The organism is Chlamydia serpentis, from assembly GCF_900239945.1.
In the GTDB taxonomy this organism is placed as follows: Bacteria; Chlamydiota; Chlamydiia; order Chlamydiales; family Chlamydiaceae; genus Chlamydia; species Chlamydia serpentis.
Genome location: NZ_LT993738.1, coordinates 480,005 through 497,545, shown reverse-complemented (window position 1 = coordinate 497,545; position 17,541 = coordinate 480,005). Strand labels below are relative to the sequence as shown.

The window sequence follows — 17,541 nt, the reverse complement described above, 5'->3', positions numbered from 1 at the left end:
GTGCTTCTTGATACTTATACCTTGGATACCCTTCTACGGTAGCTTTGAGATTGAAAAATATCAAAAATGAATACATCACTTCGAATATGAAGCCTTAAGAAATTAAAAGTCTCGAGCTTGAGAACAGAGTTTCTCTTTTGCTTTGCATACTAATAAGACAATCTATTTTGAAATTCCACAGGCCAAAGAGTAGTTTTGAAAGGCTATCATGTGATTATCTAGGAAACCAAAACTTTAAAGAGAATAATGTCAAAAGGATTTGGAAGAGATAACTATTAATATAAAATTCTCAATCTTGAATAAAATGCTGCGATCTCTGCCAACCGAAAATCTATATCCTAACTTTGATCCCAATACAAATTGTACCCCCTGAAAAAATAGGAAAGATAAAAAAGTAAAATCAAAGTCTTTTCTTCTAAAGATATCAAGAGAATCGTTAGAATCTCTCGAAGATTTATTGAGATTTGGTTTATTTAGATACTTGTTTTCAAAATCAGAGGATTCTAATTTTTGAGACTTCTTATTAATTTCTTTTCCACATATTAATTACGCTTCTTGGAATTTACTGTGAATTATTATTTACATTCCTGGTTTACTACAATTCGTTATCATTTTGTTCAAGCTTTTGATGTTTCGCGTCCCTTATATTCAAGAATTACTGACTTTGCCTTGGGAATCATCAAGGCGATTCCCATCGTAGGGCATATTTTCATAGGAATAGAGTGGTTGATCTCCTGTTGTAGAAAACAAGCAGTTTCTCAACCTATTTTCTCTTCTGATGTTGCTAAAATACTTAAAGTAGAAAGGAGAGTAGGTCAGGATCATATATCGAGAATTGAGAACCAAATGAGGGGTCTTAGGAAGATTATCTATACCGAACACCAGGATAGAATACATGGGCATTTTAAAGAAGCTCCTTACGCTGATATGAGTTCTAGCGAGTTTCTTGAACTACGTTCAGGAATTGATATTCAAGAAATTGGGAAAGCGTTTTCAAAGATTCGTAGTCGTATTACCCGGTCATATATTTATGCTCCTTCTCTTCAAGTAGATACTATTGCTATTGTGGGTATAAATTTAATAAATCCAGAAGAATATGAGAATTTTGTGCGGCTAGCGAATGAAGTTCAAAGGCTTTATCCTAATACTGAAATTACTCTTTATCTTGCGACTAATTTTCATGGAACCTGGAGACAAGATACTTCCTCAAACAGAGAAGAATTGTTTTCCTTATTAGGTTTACATTCTAGCATTGATTACATCTCAGAGCACAAGTGCTTTCCAGCAATTTTAGGGCCAGAAAATCTTAAAGAGTTCGAGCTTATGATTGGTTGTTATGGGGAACAATCTTGCTTAACAGATGGCCAGGTCCTTCAGAAAGCAATAGGAGTTTCGACTAAAGAAACTCCTTGGGTGAATGTTATGCATAAATTAGATCCTATATGTAAGTGTGAGGTTCCTTTATCTTTAAATACTGAAGAGGATAAGGATGATTTATATAAAAATCTCTCTTTCTTAGATAATCATTTTCATACTCTTGGCATAGGCATTGGACCCGGAGAATCGGGAATATTATTGGATCGTCAAAGGCTCCATGCTCCTTTATCTCAGGGCTACTACTGCCCTTCGTATTTGGCTGACCTGCATAATGAAGAATTGAAGATTTTATTATTCTCAACATTTCTAGATCCTGAGGAGATTACCAAAGAAGAACTTCGTAAAGTATCTATAAATTTTGGAAATACTTCAAATACTGCGTCATGGATTCATTTTCTTCGTTTAGTTGCATGCAATGAAAAAGAAAAGCATTTGGTTGTAGTTTACAATGATCCTAGTCTTAAAAAAGACAGCTTATCTTCTGAAGAGATCTCTATACTTATCCAAGAACTTAGCAAAGAGGGATACGGCTATTTGAACATTGTTAGCTGTGATATATGTCAGGACAGTGTAGTGCAAAAGCGTCTGGTATTACATGAAAATGGAAATGGGAGATCTGTTACTGTTTTGATATCCAGAATGCCTGAGTCGCATCCCGATATCTGTAATTTGCAGTTGGCATCAGAGAGAATGCTTGTTTCGAGTAAAAAAGGAACTGCTGATGCTTACGCTGCGGGATGTAAAATTCTTGCCTTTGATGATTCAAGTCAACCCTGGGTTCTGAATCATAACACTTATGCCCAGATGATGCAGGATCAGGAAGTAAGCACGCAAGAGTTTTTATGTAAAGAGCGACTAACCGTAAGGTTATGTAATAAAATCACTAAAGAGAAAAATTTGATATTTTCCATAGATGCTGCAATAAAACATGCTTTGCTAAGATTCCATAATCCAGATCTTTTTGGTGATGAGAGAGACTCTTTAGGGAGCTCTGTTATAAATGCTCTAGTATCTTATGTTTCGAATTTGGAAGTTACAAATTACAAAACCTCTGAAAGAGGAGTTATCGAAAGCAAAAACATTTTGCTTACTCGTGAAGATCATAAAGTCACTGTATTCTTTGAGTCATTTGATAAGTTGGCTAATGATGTCTGTTTGTTATATCCTGAAGAGTCTCTATTCATCTTTAAGAGTACTGGAATTTCTGATGACGATATTTCAATTTTTGATGAAGAGGAACTATCAGAGGATAAGAGTTTGAAAAAACGACCAAAATCCTTTTAAGAAAGAGATATTTTTTCAATTTAGGTACTCAAAAATGAATATTGATAGAAGTTAATAAGTTCCCTTAGGGCTCTCTAAAACTCTAGATGCGTTCCAGAGTTTTAGAATATTGACTGAACCCCCGTGGAAACACGATGGCTTGTAAATCCATTCTTCCCATCAAAAGTATAATTCAGGAAAGCCTGAGTCTTTTCAGAAAGATCTACTAAATCATGCATTTGTAGAAATAAGCCATGACGGCGTAAATGAGCTCCTGATATAGAAGCACTTTCTTGGTTAGAAACTATAGTAACGATATTATGGGGATTTACGCGATATATGTCAGGTTTATAGGCGATCTTCATGGTCAGTGTGGAGGGAGCTTTCTTAAAAGATGTAAACAATTGGGAAGAACATCCTATCGGTAGGGAAACATTATAACCTTTCCCTCTGCTGAAGCTACGTGCTAGATCTCCTGTTTCTGTAAATTTACTTTGCCAACCACCAAGGAATTCGGCTGAGATAAATCCTGAGAGGTCCCAAGCTTTTGCAAGAGGGCTTGTAAGAAGACACGAGTTTAGGAAAGGATGTTCTGCAGAGACTAGAACGTAATAGCTGTTATTATGCCATTGCCCTTGGGAATGTCGAGTTTTATTAGGTTTGATGTAGGTAGTTTTGAGGTGATTATTTGAATATCCATAAGCAGTTTCCCATGAGATCCGCGTCTCCATATGTTTAGTAACGAAAGGGAATCGTCCAAAAAAGGACAACCGGTACATTTGTTCTGAGCAGTGCGCATCATAGGGGTTAGCATTTGTTTTTCCGTAGAGCTGACCGAAAGAAAGGCCTATCGTAGTTTCGTCTACATAATTCATAGATAGAGAAGCCTGATAACCACCATAACGTCCTGAAAATCCTTCATGACCAATTCTAGGTGTATGCTCAACATAGGCTCCTAAAGCTTTTGCTGTAATACAGAGTCCTTGATGATTCGCTTCGAAAACATCTTCCAGAAGATCTGAAAACGACTGATTGCCTAAAAAGGAAATCCATAAACTATTGCTAACGATTTCTCCATAACGCTCAGGATTTAAGATATAAGTAGAGTGAACAGGAGTATCTGAAGACCAAACAACAAAGAGAGTGTTTGCCGCAGGAGTCAGTCCCCCAGGGAATCCTCCATCTGGAGCAGAAATCAGTAGGGGACGTGTCCATGTATAGGACCATTTTCCTTGATAACCGTAGTGACTTGTAGTCACAATGTCTCCATCAGGAAAACCTGTTTTAGTAACTGTGGCTCCTTTAAAAATAGCTATAGGAATTGCTACAGGCGATTTTAGTAATGGTGTATCATAGAGATCATCTTCGTCATGATTAGCAAGACTTAATGCTCCCGTTAGGGTGACTGTTTTAGTTTTTGCATTTACTGATGCTGCAGCAAAGTCTTTCTTTAAAAAAGAAATAGGATCAAAGGCTAGCTTGCCAATGGTAAAGTCTACAGCAGCAGGTGTGCCTCCAGTAATGTCAGCTAATCCTAAAGCTCCTCCAGAGCCAAGAGTAAGTTGACCCGAACCTTGAGTCGCAAAACCAAGGACGTTAACAGCCGCATTCTCTGTGATCGCAAGCTCTCCTCCAGCAACCCTTACTGTACCCAATAGTGTAGTTGTAGTATTTCCAGGAAGCAGAAGCTCTGTTGAGGAAAGCCCTTGGCTAGAGAAAACAACGGATCCTGAGGAGCCGTTGGCATTGATCATAATATTTTTATTCGTTGGGCTTGTAGTTGGCAAATTATGTGTAATAGGATCATAAAATAAAAGACGAGATCCTTCTGTAGCAGATAGAGATACAATCTCACCACCACCTTCCACAGTAATAGCATTACGAATCCCAGGCTTTGTATTCAGCATATTTCTTTCGAAAGTAATATCTCCTTTCGAAGCCTGAATAGTAAGTGTAGATGTTGTTTTTATAGGGTCTCCAATAGAAGGGCCTATGAAGATGGCGCCCCCTTTTTCTGCACGATTATACTTAAAATCAATGGAGCCCCTTGATTCAATATTTAGAACCTTAGCACAAATAGCCCCACCATTTTTTGCTGCAGTATTACTGTCGAATACAAAAGCTCCCTGGTTTCCTATGAAATTACAGTTTTCAACATAGATCGCACCAGCATCATTTGGAGTGGCGTTATAGGAGAAGGTATATGGACCTTTATTATTTTTAAAATTTAGAGTTCCTGTAGGGATACAGATAGCTCCACCACTGCCTAGAGCAAAATTTTCTGTTGGGGTAAGCCCTTGTAAACTGTTCGCACAAGAATTTGCTGTGAAGGTAATTGTTCCAGAATTGTTTTCGAATAGCACGGATTGGCCACCATAAATCACACCACCTGCTGATGATGTGAAATTGTGTGAAAAATCCATAGAGGCAGAGTTATTCCTGATTGTAATAGTAGTCGTTGGTGTACTGCTAATTGCTGATCCGAAATTGGAGAGATTGCTGAAAAATGTTATCGCTCCTGAAATATTTTCCATTATTAGTGAGTTTGTCGGTTGAAAAATAGCAGGACCTGTAATTATTGTAGTCGAAGAAGAAGGCGTAGTGGTCGTTATAGCTGGGGGAGAGTAGGTGACACGATTCCCTGAGCATCTCAATTCTTTTATAGATTTCAGGATAATGTTTTTCCCATAGATTAAACCTCCTGACCCTGTAGAAGAGTTGTCTGTGAAACTAATTAAGGAAAAATTCTCTAGGGTTAAAGTTTTTTTCGTAAAAAGTAGAGTATAAAATTGTTTTCTAGGAGCTTGGCATGAAAAAAACGTTAGGGAATGACCATTCCCTAATAACGGGAGATCTTCGGAACTATTGATAAAACCAGTTGAAAATTGCGCGCCTAGAATGTTCTTAAAGATAGCATCAGAACTAAATATGATTTCTTCACCTTGAGTCGTAATTGGTGGAACAATATTTCCTCCCAATTTAATCTCAGCGAAAGCATAGCTTCCACTACATAAGCAGGCAAAGAGGAAAAAAGATGAGGATTTAAAAGAAAGAGGCATGCCTCAACCCTATCGTTAAATGAGATTTAAAAACGTAATTTACTTCCTATATCTAGAGTATATTGACGCGAAGTTCTGCGAATGTCACATCCACAGTGGCCACATATCTCTAAAATATCGTTTACTGAAGTATGACTCGAAGCTTGCACTAACAAAGCACTTCTTGTCAGATCATTCCCTAAAGAAGACCAGGTAGCTCCATTGATAGGCAAAGTAGTATTACAATGGGGATTATGCCGATAGATGTCAGGAGCATAGGCTACAAGTATAGTATAAAAATCTGGTCGGTTATGGGAATACCTATCAAATCGGAGTCCTATCGGGACTGCTACATTGAGTAGATGTCCGCGACCAAAGATTCTTCCTTCTGAGTTATTTTCTTGGAAGCTTCCATGATTTGCGTAGGCAATTTCAGCTTTTACAAAGGGAATAATCTGCTTAAGGTTTAGAATGCGTGAAGAGAGAATTACTGGCAGGTTAGCTTCGAATTCCCCTAACCAGCTATTATTGCTCCAAGAACAGCGGGCTTTAGGTAATTTTGTATAGGAAGTTTTTAATTTTTCATTGCTTCGGCTATAAGTAACTCGGGACGTAAATCCTGAAAAAACGTTGTATGATCCAAATAGAGTTTTTGTAATGTTTGAATATGCTGTGGCAAAATAGGCATTAGAATGACCATGACCTACTAGATAATCTTTAGACTTTGTAAAGAGCTGACCGAAGCCTAGACTTAAAGCAGAGTCTGGAGTCATGCGTGTGTAGGTATTAATGAGATAGCCTCCACCCATATGACGATAGCTACGGGCTTTATCGTTATGATCTGCATGAAAGAAGTTTGTAATTCCTGTGAAGCTAAGTTGCTTTCCAGGAATATCCTCTCCTCCAGCTGCTGAAGCTTGGCTCACAGCTCTTAAATCCAGGATATTGCCCCAAAGACTATTGGGAATCAAAGGAGCAAGACGCTCAGGATGAGGAATATAACCGTTCTTTTTCCAATTTCCCGAGACTTTATTATTTGCTAAGATAAACTCCCAAGAACCTTGATAACCATAAGGACTAGGCTTATAGCTGTCCGAGCTGACATCAAAATCTGTAGTAGTCACCGTTCCAGAAGTGGCTTTAAGCTCTAAAATTGGCACTTGATTTAAATCGTGATTGAACATCTGATGGTTATCACAGCAGTCCGTAGAGTCATGAATAAGTCCTAATTTGCCTGATATAGTAAGAGCTCCATTCGTACTTTGCGCATTGACAATAGCAGCTTTAGTACCATCCAAAGAGTCTAAATTGATCACAAGATTACTTAAAGTAATAGCACCATCAGTATTACTGCTAGCCCCATTTGTAGTTGCTAGCGTTGTACCTGCATCCATGAAGAGGGTAGACTCTGGATGTTGTTGAAAGGTATGAACCTGTAATGTGACGCTATCTCGCAATGCCAGAGTGCCTCCCTGGAGCTCAAGCTTTTGATTCAGCGTAGATAATAAATTATTGGATTTTGCCATCTCATCAGTATTTAACATCTTTCCTGAGAAAACGATATTTCCTGAATACGTAGTATTAGAATTGCCTTTTGGATTCACAATAACAGAAGGAGGAGTTGTACCACTAGAAAGATCGGCTGAGGTAATGGGATCATAAAAATAGAGGTTATAACCTTTGCCAGCACCTAGAGTAACAAATTTTGCATCTTGTCCGAAATAAATACTATTGCGATATGATCCGCTGGTTGGTGCGGCTATATTTTTATCAAAGATAATATCCCCTTGATCTGCGGATAGAGAAAGATCTCCAGAATTAGAAATCGCAATGGCTCCTCCTTTCAAGGCTAGGTTTCCAATAAATATTGTAGATTTATTAGAAGAAATAGCAATGCTTTTACCATAAAGTGCTCCGCCTTCTTCGGTAGCTATATTCGTTATGAATGCAACAGAGTCTTCGCCAGATATAGAAAGTTGGGCACTTGATCCTGCTGGAGGATTACAATAGATTGCTCCACCGTAGCCTAAGACCGGAGGGTTAGATGGTGGTGGAGTAGTAGAAGGAACCGAATTTTGAGGAGATGCTGTATTGTTATGGAAGGTAAGAGCTCTGTTATTAGAAAAAGTAACATTTCCATTAGCAAAGATAGCTCCTCCAGAACGTGCACTATTATTAATAAATGTAACGTCTGAGGTATTGTTAGAAGTTAACATGGATCCCGCAGTAAGGTAAACAGCACCTCCGTAAATTCCTGCAGCGTTATTTGAGAAGGTTATAGGAGTTAGGTTATTTATAAGATTGATAGCTGCCGAGCTTGTGAGAGCTCCTCCATATGAGGTAGATCCATTAGCATTAAAGAGAAGTTGATTTTTACTACTCTCTATAGTGATGCTTGGTCCTCTAATGCCTGCACCAGGTCCTGCAGAACGGTTGTATTGAAATAGTATAGAACTGTTGTTACTGAAGCTTATTGGTGTTGTAGAATAGATTGCTGATCCATGAGCTTTGATGCTTCCGGATGAAGTGTCTGAAGTGAGTGACTCACAATTCTCAAAGATCATTCGATTAAATCCAGAAAAACTCATGGGGTTCTTTTCAGGATTTTGAGTTACTGAGCTACTGATAGCAGCTCCGTCTGTTGCGGAACGTATGTTTTTGAAAGAGAGAGTAGCTCCTTTCCCTAAGACTTGAAGGGCTCCTGCGGTATTAGTAAAACAACTAGAAGAAGTTCTAGAGATTGAATTATCAAGATTAGCTATATAGAGATCACCAGAAAAAATACAAATCGTCCCTCTAGGATCAGCAAGTGTTGTGTATGGGAAAATTTTTCCACTTGCGCCATCAAAATTATCGGAAGGCATAATAACTTCTACAGAAAACGCTGTTGAAGCAATACATGGCGCTAGTGTTGTAGAAATTAAAAACTTACGAATAGACGTTTTCATTTGCCTGTGGAGATGAAACTAAATTATCTTACAAATAAGCGAAAAGCTGTAAAAAAACAAGCACAATGAGAATGTCTTTTAATCTGTTAACGACAGTTTTAGGAACAAAACCAGTTTTATATGAACTTTACTTTTTTCATTGATCGACGTGTTTCTTAAAATAGAGGTTTGTAAAGAGCTATTTTCTTTACGGAAAATTTAGTAAAATATGGCTTCCTTTTAGAGAAACTTTTGAAAGTATCAATGTTTTTAAAATTCCTTAGACTACTATGTTGAGTTTTTCAGCTAAGCAATACCCTTTTTTAGTTGGGATCATTTGTCCACTTAAAAGGGGGGAAAACGCTTCCTAACTATAAAGATCGGGTCCCTCGAACTATCATTTGCTGTTATGACGTGAGCAGTATCTAAGGTCCTTTCTTTAAAGGATCAGGCTATCAAAAGAGTTGCCTAAAAATTGAAAAAGGCGGAATGGTACATTTCTCTGTAAATTGTGTAAGATTATAGAAGTGAAGTTAGAAAGGTAATTTTGAGAGTGTCTAATGAGATTATGGTCTCTTTTCTTTCGGTACAACTCTATGCATCCTAATTTCAGTAAGATTTTTATATTTTGTTATATTGAGGATGGTTTTACGGGTAATCGTACTTAGTACACTACTTTTTGTTCTGGTGAGACATTGATTTATCTGATTAAAGAAAATAGGGAATACGAGTTATTAGGTAATTCGAATGGGGAAAGACCATCTATTTTTCTTATTTAAAATAAATTAATTTTCATATAGTATTTTGGGATTGCTTGAATTTAAGAGTGTTTTAAATTGGAATTTTATATTTTTAAATAATTAAATTATGAATGAAAATCGTTAGTCCAGCAACCTCAACAGCGTTACCGCCGATACTAAACAAAGAATCACTGGTAACTAAGTTTAGTAGAATCCATTTTTTTGTGATTTCTTTGCTTGCGCTAGTTGCTGGCATTGTTCTTATAGCTTTAGCTCTAGTAACCCTTCCTTTAGTTCCTGCGCTCATTCCAGGAATTGTTCTAGTCGCCCTTGCTTCTGTTTTTTTAATATATAAATTCTATAGTACAAAATGCATGTCGGTGATTAGTGACGAAGCGTTTATTCTTCTCGAGGTTTGGTTTGCAGAACAACAACATAAGGATATGCAAGTTAATCACGGTGCACATGTAAAAGATTTTAAAGGGCGTTCAGCACGACAATACTCTAGATTAGTGATAAAGCAAGCCAAAAATCCTGAACTAAAGCAGATTTATAAGGAAAAGAAATATGTGCTTTTATTCATGTATTGGCAGCTAAAAGCAATAGATGGTATCAATCAAGATTCAGAGACAGCTATACGTAAAATAGTCTCTTGCTATAAGTTAATAAGAGCATGTGCAGGCAACTTTAATGAGATTATACGTCCGGTCTTCAGCGATCTTCAAGCTTCCCATTATCAAGAAAAAGCTAGAGCTATACCTCCTGAAGACCACGCTCTTTTCTGTCTTACTTACTGTTGGTATAATGCCCCATATCTCACACCTCTTCGAGCAGGACCTCGTTGTATCTTAAATAGGTATTTAGATTTACGTCGACAAAATGACGCTAGAAACTTTTTTACTCCTGGGCACCCCTTTTATTATGCTCGGTTGGCTTTTAATGAGTCTGTCCGCTTATATCGAGGGTTATTTAACATAAACAAGTTACAGAAAATGTATAACCAGAAAGATTATAGCTATCGTCAAGAGCGAAACCTATATGCTATTCTTAGTTTTATTAAAACTACAGATGATGGTAGCGATTTTCTTACTCAACATAAAAATACAAAGAGGATAAGCAGGTTAGGAGCTGACGGGTTTCTCCTTTAAAATCATCAAAAATATTCTATTTATATTTTTATGGAATATCTTCCTATAATAGATCCTGAAGCCTTCTCTACTAAACTTCTCATTGAAAATTCTAACGTGCCTTAGAAAGATATAAGAAGTTTCTTCTTAATGACAGGGAACTCTAGGGCTAAGTCTTTGTTATTAATAGTATCACTTTCATAGAGATAAACGACTTTTACAGATAGAGGAAGGGTCAATAGTAAGGTCGAACATTTAAGAAGGTTGCACAATGGTGTCATTGTGACCTCATTAAATCAAAGCAACTGCAAGAAAAAAGAATCCCTGGTTATCTAGGTAGTTTATTATAATAAAAAATTATAAATAGAAGAGCAGAATTTAAAGACTCCCTAGGTTTGAATCTAGGGAGTATGGAAAATCTAGAAACGGAGTTTAGTTCCTATATCAACATTGTAATTCCTGGAAGATCCACGGAGTTCCATAGCATAATGTCCGAAGAGCTCACATTTAGAGTTATACACATAATTGTTACTACCTCTAAGTAAAAATGCCTGTCTTGAAAGATTTTCTCCTTGGATTTTCCAAGAATCTTTACTCATTACAAGCGTTGCTAGGGAGTGAGGATTATTACGATAGACGTCAGCAACAAAGAATCCAGCTAAATCATAAGTGTATGATTCTCCGACATTTCCATGCACAAATTTTGCCCCGATAGGGATAGAAAGGTTAAGAAGTCTTCCACTGCTAAAGCCACGACCTTCAACTGAATTTTCAAAGAAGCTATTCTGTGATATATAAACCATCTCAACTTTCATTTGAGGGACAAAGCTCTGAAAAAGAGGGTGTGAATCTGAGAAACTTATAGGGAGATTCAAGCCAATACTACCGGCTATACATTCATTGCTCCAGGATCCTTCAGTTTCTTGTAACGAGGTATAGTGAGTCTCCATGTGGTTGTCAGAGTGGCTAAAGGAAAATTGAAGGTCTAAGGCAAGGGGAATCTCTTTAGGGAACTTTTTTATAGCAGACTCAGGAAGCTTAGCTCTTCCAAATGTTAAGTAGTTTTGAGGCTGTAGAGTATGGGAATGTCTAAAAAATAGAGTTCCACCATAAGTTCTGCTATTATTGTGGGCAATAAAGCAATCTTTATCCCTAGCAAATAGATGACAGAAGGCGAAGGTAAATAGGTCGTCTTTAGGTGTGTGTGTACTTGTTCCTATTATGTAGCCCCCAGATGTATGACGGAATCCTTTACATTCTTCTGTTCCAATTTTATGTAGAAAGTTAGTCATTGATGAAATCCAGAAACCCTGTTTGTGTTCTATACCGTCGGCACCGACTTCTACCAACTGCTGAAGAGAGCGAATGTCAGTAAATACTCCCCATAGAGTATTGCACAATAAAGCTGATTTTCTTTCGGGACTGGGAACAAATCCAGTTTTAGTCCAAGTTGCAGTTGCCTCTGTAGTGTTTTTAGTTGTATCTGTAGCCCAGGTAACAGTCCATTTGCCTTGGTACCCATATTCCGAACTAGGAGTTTCAGTAGGACTAGGCGTGAGATTGTTGATATCTACATTAGTGGAAACATCAGCATCGACTGTAATCTTTAACAGAGAGAAAAGTTGATCATGGCTGAACATATGATTTTCATAAATATTCCCTTGAAAATCAATAAGATTGAGGTTTCCAGATACAATTACCTTACTGCCACTACCTTTTGCTGTAAGCTGAATGGGTTGTTTCAGATCTAAGGAATCTACATTAATTCCTAAGTTAGTGATTGTGATGCCTCCCGATGTAGTTTGCAATGTAGTTCCTAAGTCCATCCCTAAAAGAGAGCTTGCATTTTGATTGAAGCTGGTACTTTCTAAGGTAACTCCTTTTTGTAGCAGTAATTTTCCTCCTGATAAATTCACGGGTTGTGTGAATGAAGATTTCAGGTTCTCAGCAACTTTAAATTCAGCACTCGTTAAGGTATCTCCAGAAAATAAAATTGTTCCTTCGTAGGGATTGGGAGTTCCTACTGGACCATTATTGATCTGCAATACATCAGATGATGTTCCCTCTGAAGTGATGGGATCATAAAAGAATATAGCGTGACCTTTTGTAGCACGCAGTTCAGTAAATTTTCCGTTATTCCCTATATTGATGGCATTGCGTTTGGGAGGATTAGTATTTCCTGATGAAGTAATCGTATTTCTTATGAAGATAATGTTCCCTCCCTCTGCAGAAAGATTGAGTTCCCCTGAGGACTCAATGTTAATTGCTCCTCCTTTAGGAGTTGCCGAAGAGACGTTATTTCCCCTGAATTCTGTAAAGCCTCCTGAAGATAGCGTCAGTTTTTGTGCAGAGATAGCACCACCACTTGTTCCGGATGAATTTTCAAGAAAAATTAGGTTCTCGTTGTTAGATAGTGTCAGTTCTGCTGAGCCGCCGGTCTTTGAGCTAGAGATCGCCCCTCCAGTAGTTTTTGCTGAGTTTCTTTCAAAATAAAGTGACTTATTATGGGCTAGAGTAGAGCTACTTTCATCATTGATAGCGCCTCCTGAAGTAGTCGCTGTGTTAAATAAGAATCTAACAAAACCTTTGTTATTTGTTATATTCGTGCCCGCTGTAGTCGCGATCGCTCCTCCCTTTGTTGATGACGAGTTATCAGTAAAAATAGCTTCACTAGACACCTCACTTAAAGAGCAAGAAGTGCCTTTGATTGCTCCACCATCTCCAGTCGAGAAGTTTCCGGAAAAAATAAGCCTACCAATACGTTCAAAATTTACGCCTCCTGCTGATGAGAGAGTTCCTAGACCTGTAGGAATCTTCACATTAGGACTAGAATCAAAACGTAGCAGAGAAAAGTCTGAAAAAATAAGATTTTTATTTGCTCCTGTTGATGAAGCAGCGCTTGGATGTGCACCTGAATCTAAAAAGCTAAAATTTAAACTATGACCATTCCCTAAAAAAGTAAGATTTTCAGTATCCTGTTTAAAACAACTATCCGATAAAGCAGCTCCTTTCCCTGGATTGGTAAAGAACACGTTCCCGGATAGGGAATATGTCGAAGCTGAAGATAGTGGAGTAAAAGTTCCAGAAGCAGTGTTTCCATCGAAACTGTCTGCTGTCGATAAGGTTGCTTCAGTAGCAAGTAGGTGAGAATAACAAGAGAAAGCTATCATTGAGGAAATTAAAACCCAAGGAATAGAAGACTTCATCGTAGTGCTTTTGTTTTTTAGAGAATTATTTGCATGAATATAAAAAAAAAGTAAGCAAATCAAGTTAAAGATGAAGAATCATAAGAAATGAATTTTCATCTTGATTCTCTGAGTGTTGTTTTTTATACCCTTCAACTAGGAACATTTAATAGTAGAGTCGGTTTATGAAGACACAATTTTCCTGGCTAGTTATTTCTTCAACAATTGCATGCTTAAGTGCGTGTAGTACAGCTCTAGCAGTAGTAGTGGATACGAATATAGGACCTAGCGATAGTTTTGATGGAAGCACTAATTCAGGAGCCTACACTCCAAAAAATACAGCCACAGGAGTTAACTACACTCTTACAGGAGACGTGGCACTTCAGAATCTTGGAGGTACTACAGCGTTAATGAATAGTTGTTTTTCTGATATCTCAAAGTTTTCGAGGTATCAAAAGAACATTTAGGATATTCTAGAACACGACTCACCTTGTTTTTAGAGCCTGAATTTATAGCATCTGCCTTGCTCTTCTTCCTGACCAAAGACTTTATTGATGAATTTTTGTCGGATTTAAGTAGGTTGTCAAGTCGCTGACTTATTTAAAATAGAATGAAATAGAAATACTGATACGTTTAATTTATAAAATTATTAGAAAAATTCCTATTTATCCTTAATAGGGATCCTCTTGCATTAGGAAAACCAGTTTTCTATTAGGAAGAACAATACAAGAAAATTGCTTTTGTACTGGATAAACCACATTCAGGTTTCTAATACTGTTTTTTCAGCAAGAAGGGCAAGGTATTTGATTACATCACATACCTTGCCCTTCTTACCTCTTTAATCCCAGACTCCTTCCTTATCTAAAAACAAGGTGAGTCGTGTTCTAGAATATCCTAAATGTTCTTTTGATACCTCGAAAACTTTGAGATATCAGAAAAGATTTTAGAACTGTATCTTACCTCCAAGATCTACATTGTAAATCCTAGAAGATCCGCGAACTTCAAAGAGAAACTGCCCCAGCACTTCAAACATAGGAGAGAAAGTATAGTGACTGCCTGCACGCACTTGTAAGGCTTGCCGTGCTAAGTTATTAGCGTAAGTTTCCCAAGAGGCTCCGGTGATTACAAGTGCTGTTTTGCATTTGGGATCATTACGGATAAGATCGGGGATATAAGACAGAGTGAGATCATAAGAAAGATCATCGCTTTGAGAGAACTTCTCAAACTTTACTCCTATAGGAAGAGATAAGTTGAAAAGGTTTCCATCATCAAAAGATCTTCCTTCTATACCTTTTTCTGAGAAGCTATCTTGACGTATATAGGTCAAATTTAACTTAATATAAGGAGAGTAAGTATCAAAGTACTGTATATATCTAGGATAGGAATGGATAGATCCTCCCAAGATCATATTGAAGGCATTATTCCCCCAAGAGCCTTTTACCTCAGGATACGCAGTATATTTTGTTTTTAGATCGTTGCTGATATGGCTATAGGCAATTTGTCCTTCGAGAGTGAGGGGTTTATTGGTCCAAGATCCTGGTAATCTATCTAAGAGGTGGCATAAGAACCCGTTACATTCTGTAATGTGTTGGATATATAAAGTTCCTGCATAAGTATCGGTATGATTTTTAGCGACTAGGTAATCTTTGTCACTGCCAAAGAGTTGGCAGAAGGCAAAGCTAACTAAATTATCAGAAGGGGTTTGAGTAGAACCTCCGATAGCATAACCAGCGGATTTATGACGGTATTTACGTTTTTCCCCTTTCTTGTCCTTGTCTAAGAAATTAGCGACTCCTGCAGCCCAGAATCCTCGTTCGGAAGAGAGGGTAAGAGCACTTCTTTCTACAACCCCTTGAATTGCTTGGATGTCTGAGAAAGATCCCCACAAGCTATTAGGGACTAAAGGCCCTTGACGTTCAGGGTTAGGAAGGTACCCTGTATTTGTCCAAGCTAATGTCGCTGTATTTGTCTTTGGTGATGATGTACCATCATTAACCCAAACCATTTTCCATGTACCTTGATAACCATAGTGAGTAGGTGTTGCTACAGTAGGAACTTCAGGGATATCCGTAGTAGTTACTGTTCCTGCAGCAGAAAGAGTAACAAACGAAAAATCTTGAGTTTTTCCTAATTTATGGTTTTCATAGGCGTTGCCATGATTGTCTACCAGAGTGATCGGACCGCTAAGAGTCACATTTTTACTCGCAGCAGACGCAGAGATAGTAGCCTTTTTACCGTTACCTAAAGAATCTACTGTGACAGCCAAGTTAGTTAGAGCGATATCACCTGTACTTGCTTGTAATGTTGTTCCGGCATCCATAATAACATAAGAACCTGCCGTCTGTGTGAACGTATTAGTATCAATAGTAACACCACTTTTAAGTGCCAAAGTTCCTGCAGTTAACGTGACGGGCTGCTTAAAAGTTGAAAGGAGATTACTCGAAACCTTTGCCTCATCTACAGATAACTTCTCGCCAGAAAAAACAATAGATCCATCATAAATCGTTGAGGAACCAGAATCTGCTTTGTTTAAGTTCAAAGCATCAGTAGAATTTGCAGTAGAATTTGCAGTAATAGGATCATAGAAAAAGATACTATGTCCAGACATCGCTCGAAAATTAACAAACTTCGCGGTAGCTCCTATATCAATAGCATTTCTTGTTGTAGTATTTCCTGTAGTTGCAGCAATGGTGTTCCCATTAAAAGTAATGTCTCCTTGATCGGCCGAGAGATTGCATTCTCCAGCAGAAAGTATAGCAATAGCTCCACCTTTACCTGCTGTAGTATTTTTGACTATATTGTTAGAGAAGGAGATACCCCCCCCCCCCCCAGAGGATAGCACAAGTTTCTTAGCATAAATGGCTCCGCCATTAGCTACTGCTTGGTTTTCAGAAAACGTAATACTCTGATTTCCAGATATAGTAACGTCGGCATCTCCAGATATAGCTCCACCATTGCCTGCAGTTGCTGTAACACTATTGCCAGAAAAAACAAGGGAGCCATTCCCTTTAATTGTACAATTGCCTCCGCTATTTATAGCTCCACCAGAAGTATCTGCAGTATTTTTAGAAAAGAGAATAGGAGCACTGTTGTCTGTTATGTCTACAGTGCTAGAGGCATAAATAGCCCCACCTTTTTTCCCTGTTGCAGTTTTGTTTTCTATAAAAGATAGTGAACCCGTACTCCCTGTTAGCGAAAAAGTTTTCGTATTGATGGCACCACCATCTTGCTCGCTATAGTTTTGCTCAACGAGAATTTTTGCATTTTTGGTAAAAGTGAGGTTGCCGCCGCACTTAATAGCTCCTTTCCCTGTAGGTGTTGTAATTACAGATGATGGGGTTGCTAAAAAAGTAAGACTCGAGAATCCTGATAGAGAAAGGTTTTTATCGCTAACTGAAACCGACAGAGCAGCCCCATCAGCAGAGGATACTATGTTCTTAAAATAAAGAGAATAGCCGCCACCAATAAACGTTAATCCTTCAGAGGTATCAGAAAAACAACCATTCGTTAACGGTGTAGTACCTCCAAGATTCTGAAGTGCCACGTCTCCTGTAAGAGTGTAGTTAACCCCTGTAGTTGTATTTTTTGGAGTGTAGGTTCCTGAATTAGTGCTTCCATCAAAACTATCGCTGGGTCCTATATTCGTATCCGCTGCTACTGCTAGAACTGTACTGCACGCACTTAAGCATGCAATTGTTGAAGAAATAACCAACCAAGAAAATTGCGATTTCATAAACCTACTCTGTTGTATAGCGATAGATTTTCCCAATACAAGAAAACTTAGGCAAATGCAAGATCAAAAAACTTATTTCAAAATTATTTTGATTTTAAGAACAAGAAGACTCTCTTCTAATACTTAAAAATTCAGAAGAAAGCTAAAAGTT

General features: G+C 37.9%; 6 protein-coding genes and 1 pseudogene. 3 read left to right on the top strand and 4 right to left on the bottom strand.

Translation table 11 applies throughout. From position 1 onward, the window contains the following. Positions 1 to 567 precede the first annotated feature (567 nt). The gene (locus C834KP_RS02090) at positions 568 to 2,661 is read left to right on the top strand and encodes a DUF562 domain-containing protein (protein WP_162295473.1); all 2,094 of its coding nucleotides are present in this window, start codon (positions 568 to 570) and stop codon (positions 2,659 to 2,661) included. 101 nt (positions 2,662 to 2,762) lie between these two features. Here C834KP_RS02090 and C834KP_RS02085 read toward each other — a convergent pair whose 3' ends face one another. Both C834KP_RS02085 and C834KP_RS02080 read right to left on the bottom strand, forming a co-directional pair. Further along, complete coding sequence (locus C834KP_RS02085) at positions 2,763 to 5,699, bottom strand: polymorphic outer membrane protein middle domain-containing protein (RefSeq protein ID WP_108896546.1); 2,937 nt, start codon at positions 5,697 to 5,699, stop codon at positions 2,763 to 2,765. A gap of 26 nt (positions 5,700 to 5,725) precedes the next feature. Beyond that, complete coding sequence (locus C834KP_RS02080; RefSeq protein WP_108896545.1) at positions 5,726 to 8,626, bottom strand: polymorphic outer membrane protein middle domain-containing protein; 2,901 nt, start codon at positions 8,624 to 8,626, stop codon at positions 5,726 to 5,728. A gap of 850 nt (positions 8,627 to 9,476) precedes the next feature. Between C834KP_RS02080 and C834KP_RS05370 the strand changes: the two genes are divergently transcribed. Continuing rightward, positions 9,477 to 10,493 carry a hypothetical protein gene (locus C834KP_RS05370; RefSeq protein WP_231911701.1) on the top strand — a complete coding sequence of 339 codons (1,017 nt, stop codon included), beginning with the start codon at positions 9,477 to 9,479 and terminating at the stop codon, positions 10,491 to 10,493. 398 nt (positions 10,494 to 10,891) lie between these two features. Here the strand turns inward: C834KP_RS05370 and C834KP_RS02070 are convergent, their stop codons facing one another. Further along, positions 10,892 to 13,678, bottom strand: a complete 2,787-nt coding sequence (locus tag C834KP_RS02070; protein WP_108896544.1) for a polymorphic outer membrane protein middle domain-containing protein — start codon at positions 13,676 to 13,678, stop codon at positions 10,892 to 10,894. A 164-nt stretch (positions 13,679 to 13,842) separates the two neighbouring features. Between C834KP_RS02070 and C834KP_RS02065 the strand changes: the two are divergent. Next, positions 13,843 to 14,097, top strand: a pseudogene (locus C834KP_RS02065) (hypothetical protein); the annotation flags it as partial. A 503-nt stretch (positions 14,098 to 14,600) separates the two neighbouring features. Here the strand turns inward: C834KP_RS02065 and C834KP_RS02060 are convergent. Continuing rightward, positions 14,601 to 17,390, bottom strand: coding sequence for an autotransporter domain-containing protein (locus tag C834KP_RS02060; protein WP_108896542.1), 2,790 nt, complete (start codon positions 17,388 to 17,390; stop codon positions 14,601 to 14,603). Between the last annotated feature and the right edge of the window lie 151 nt (positions 17,391 to 17,541).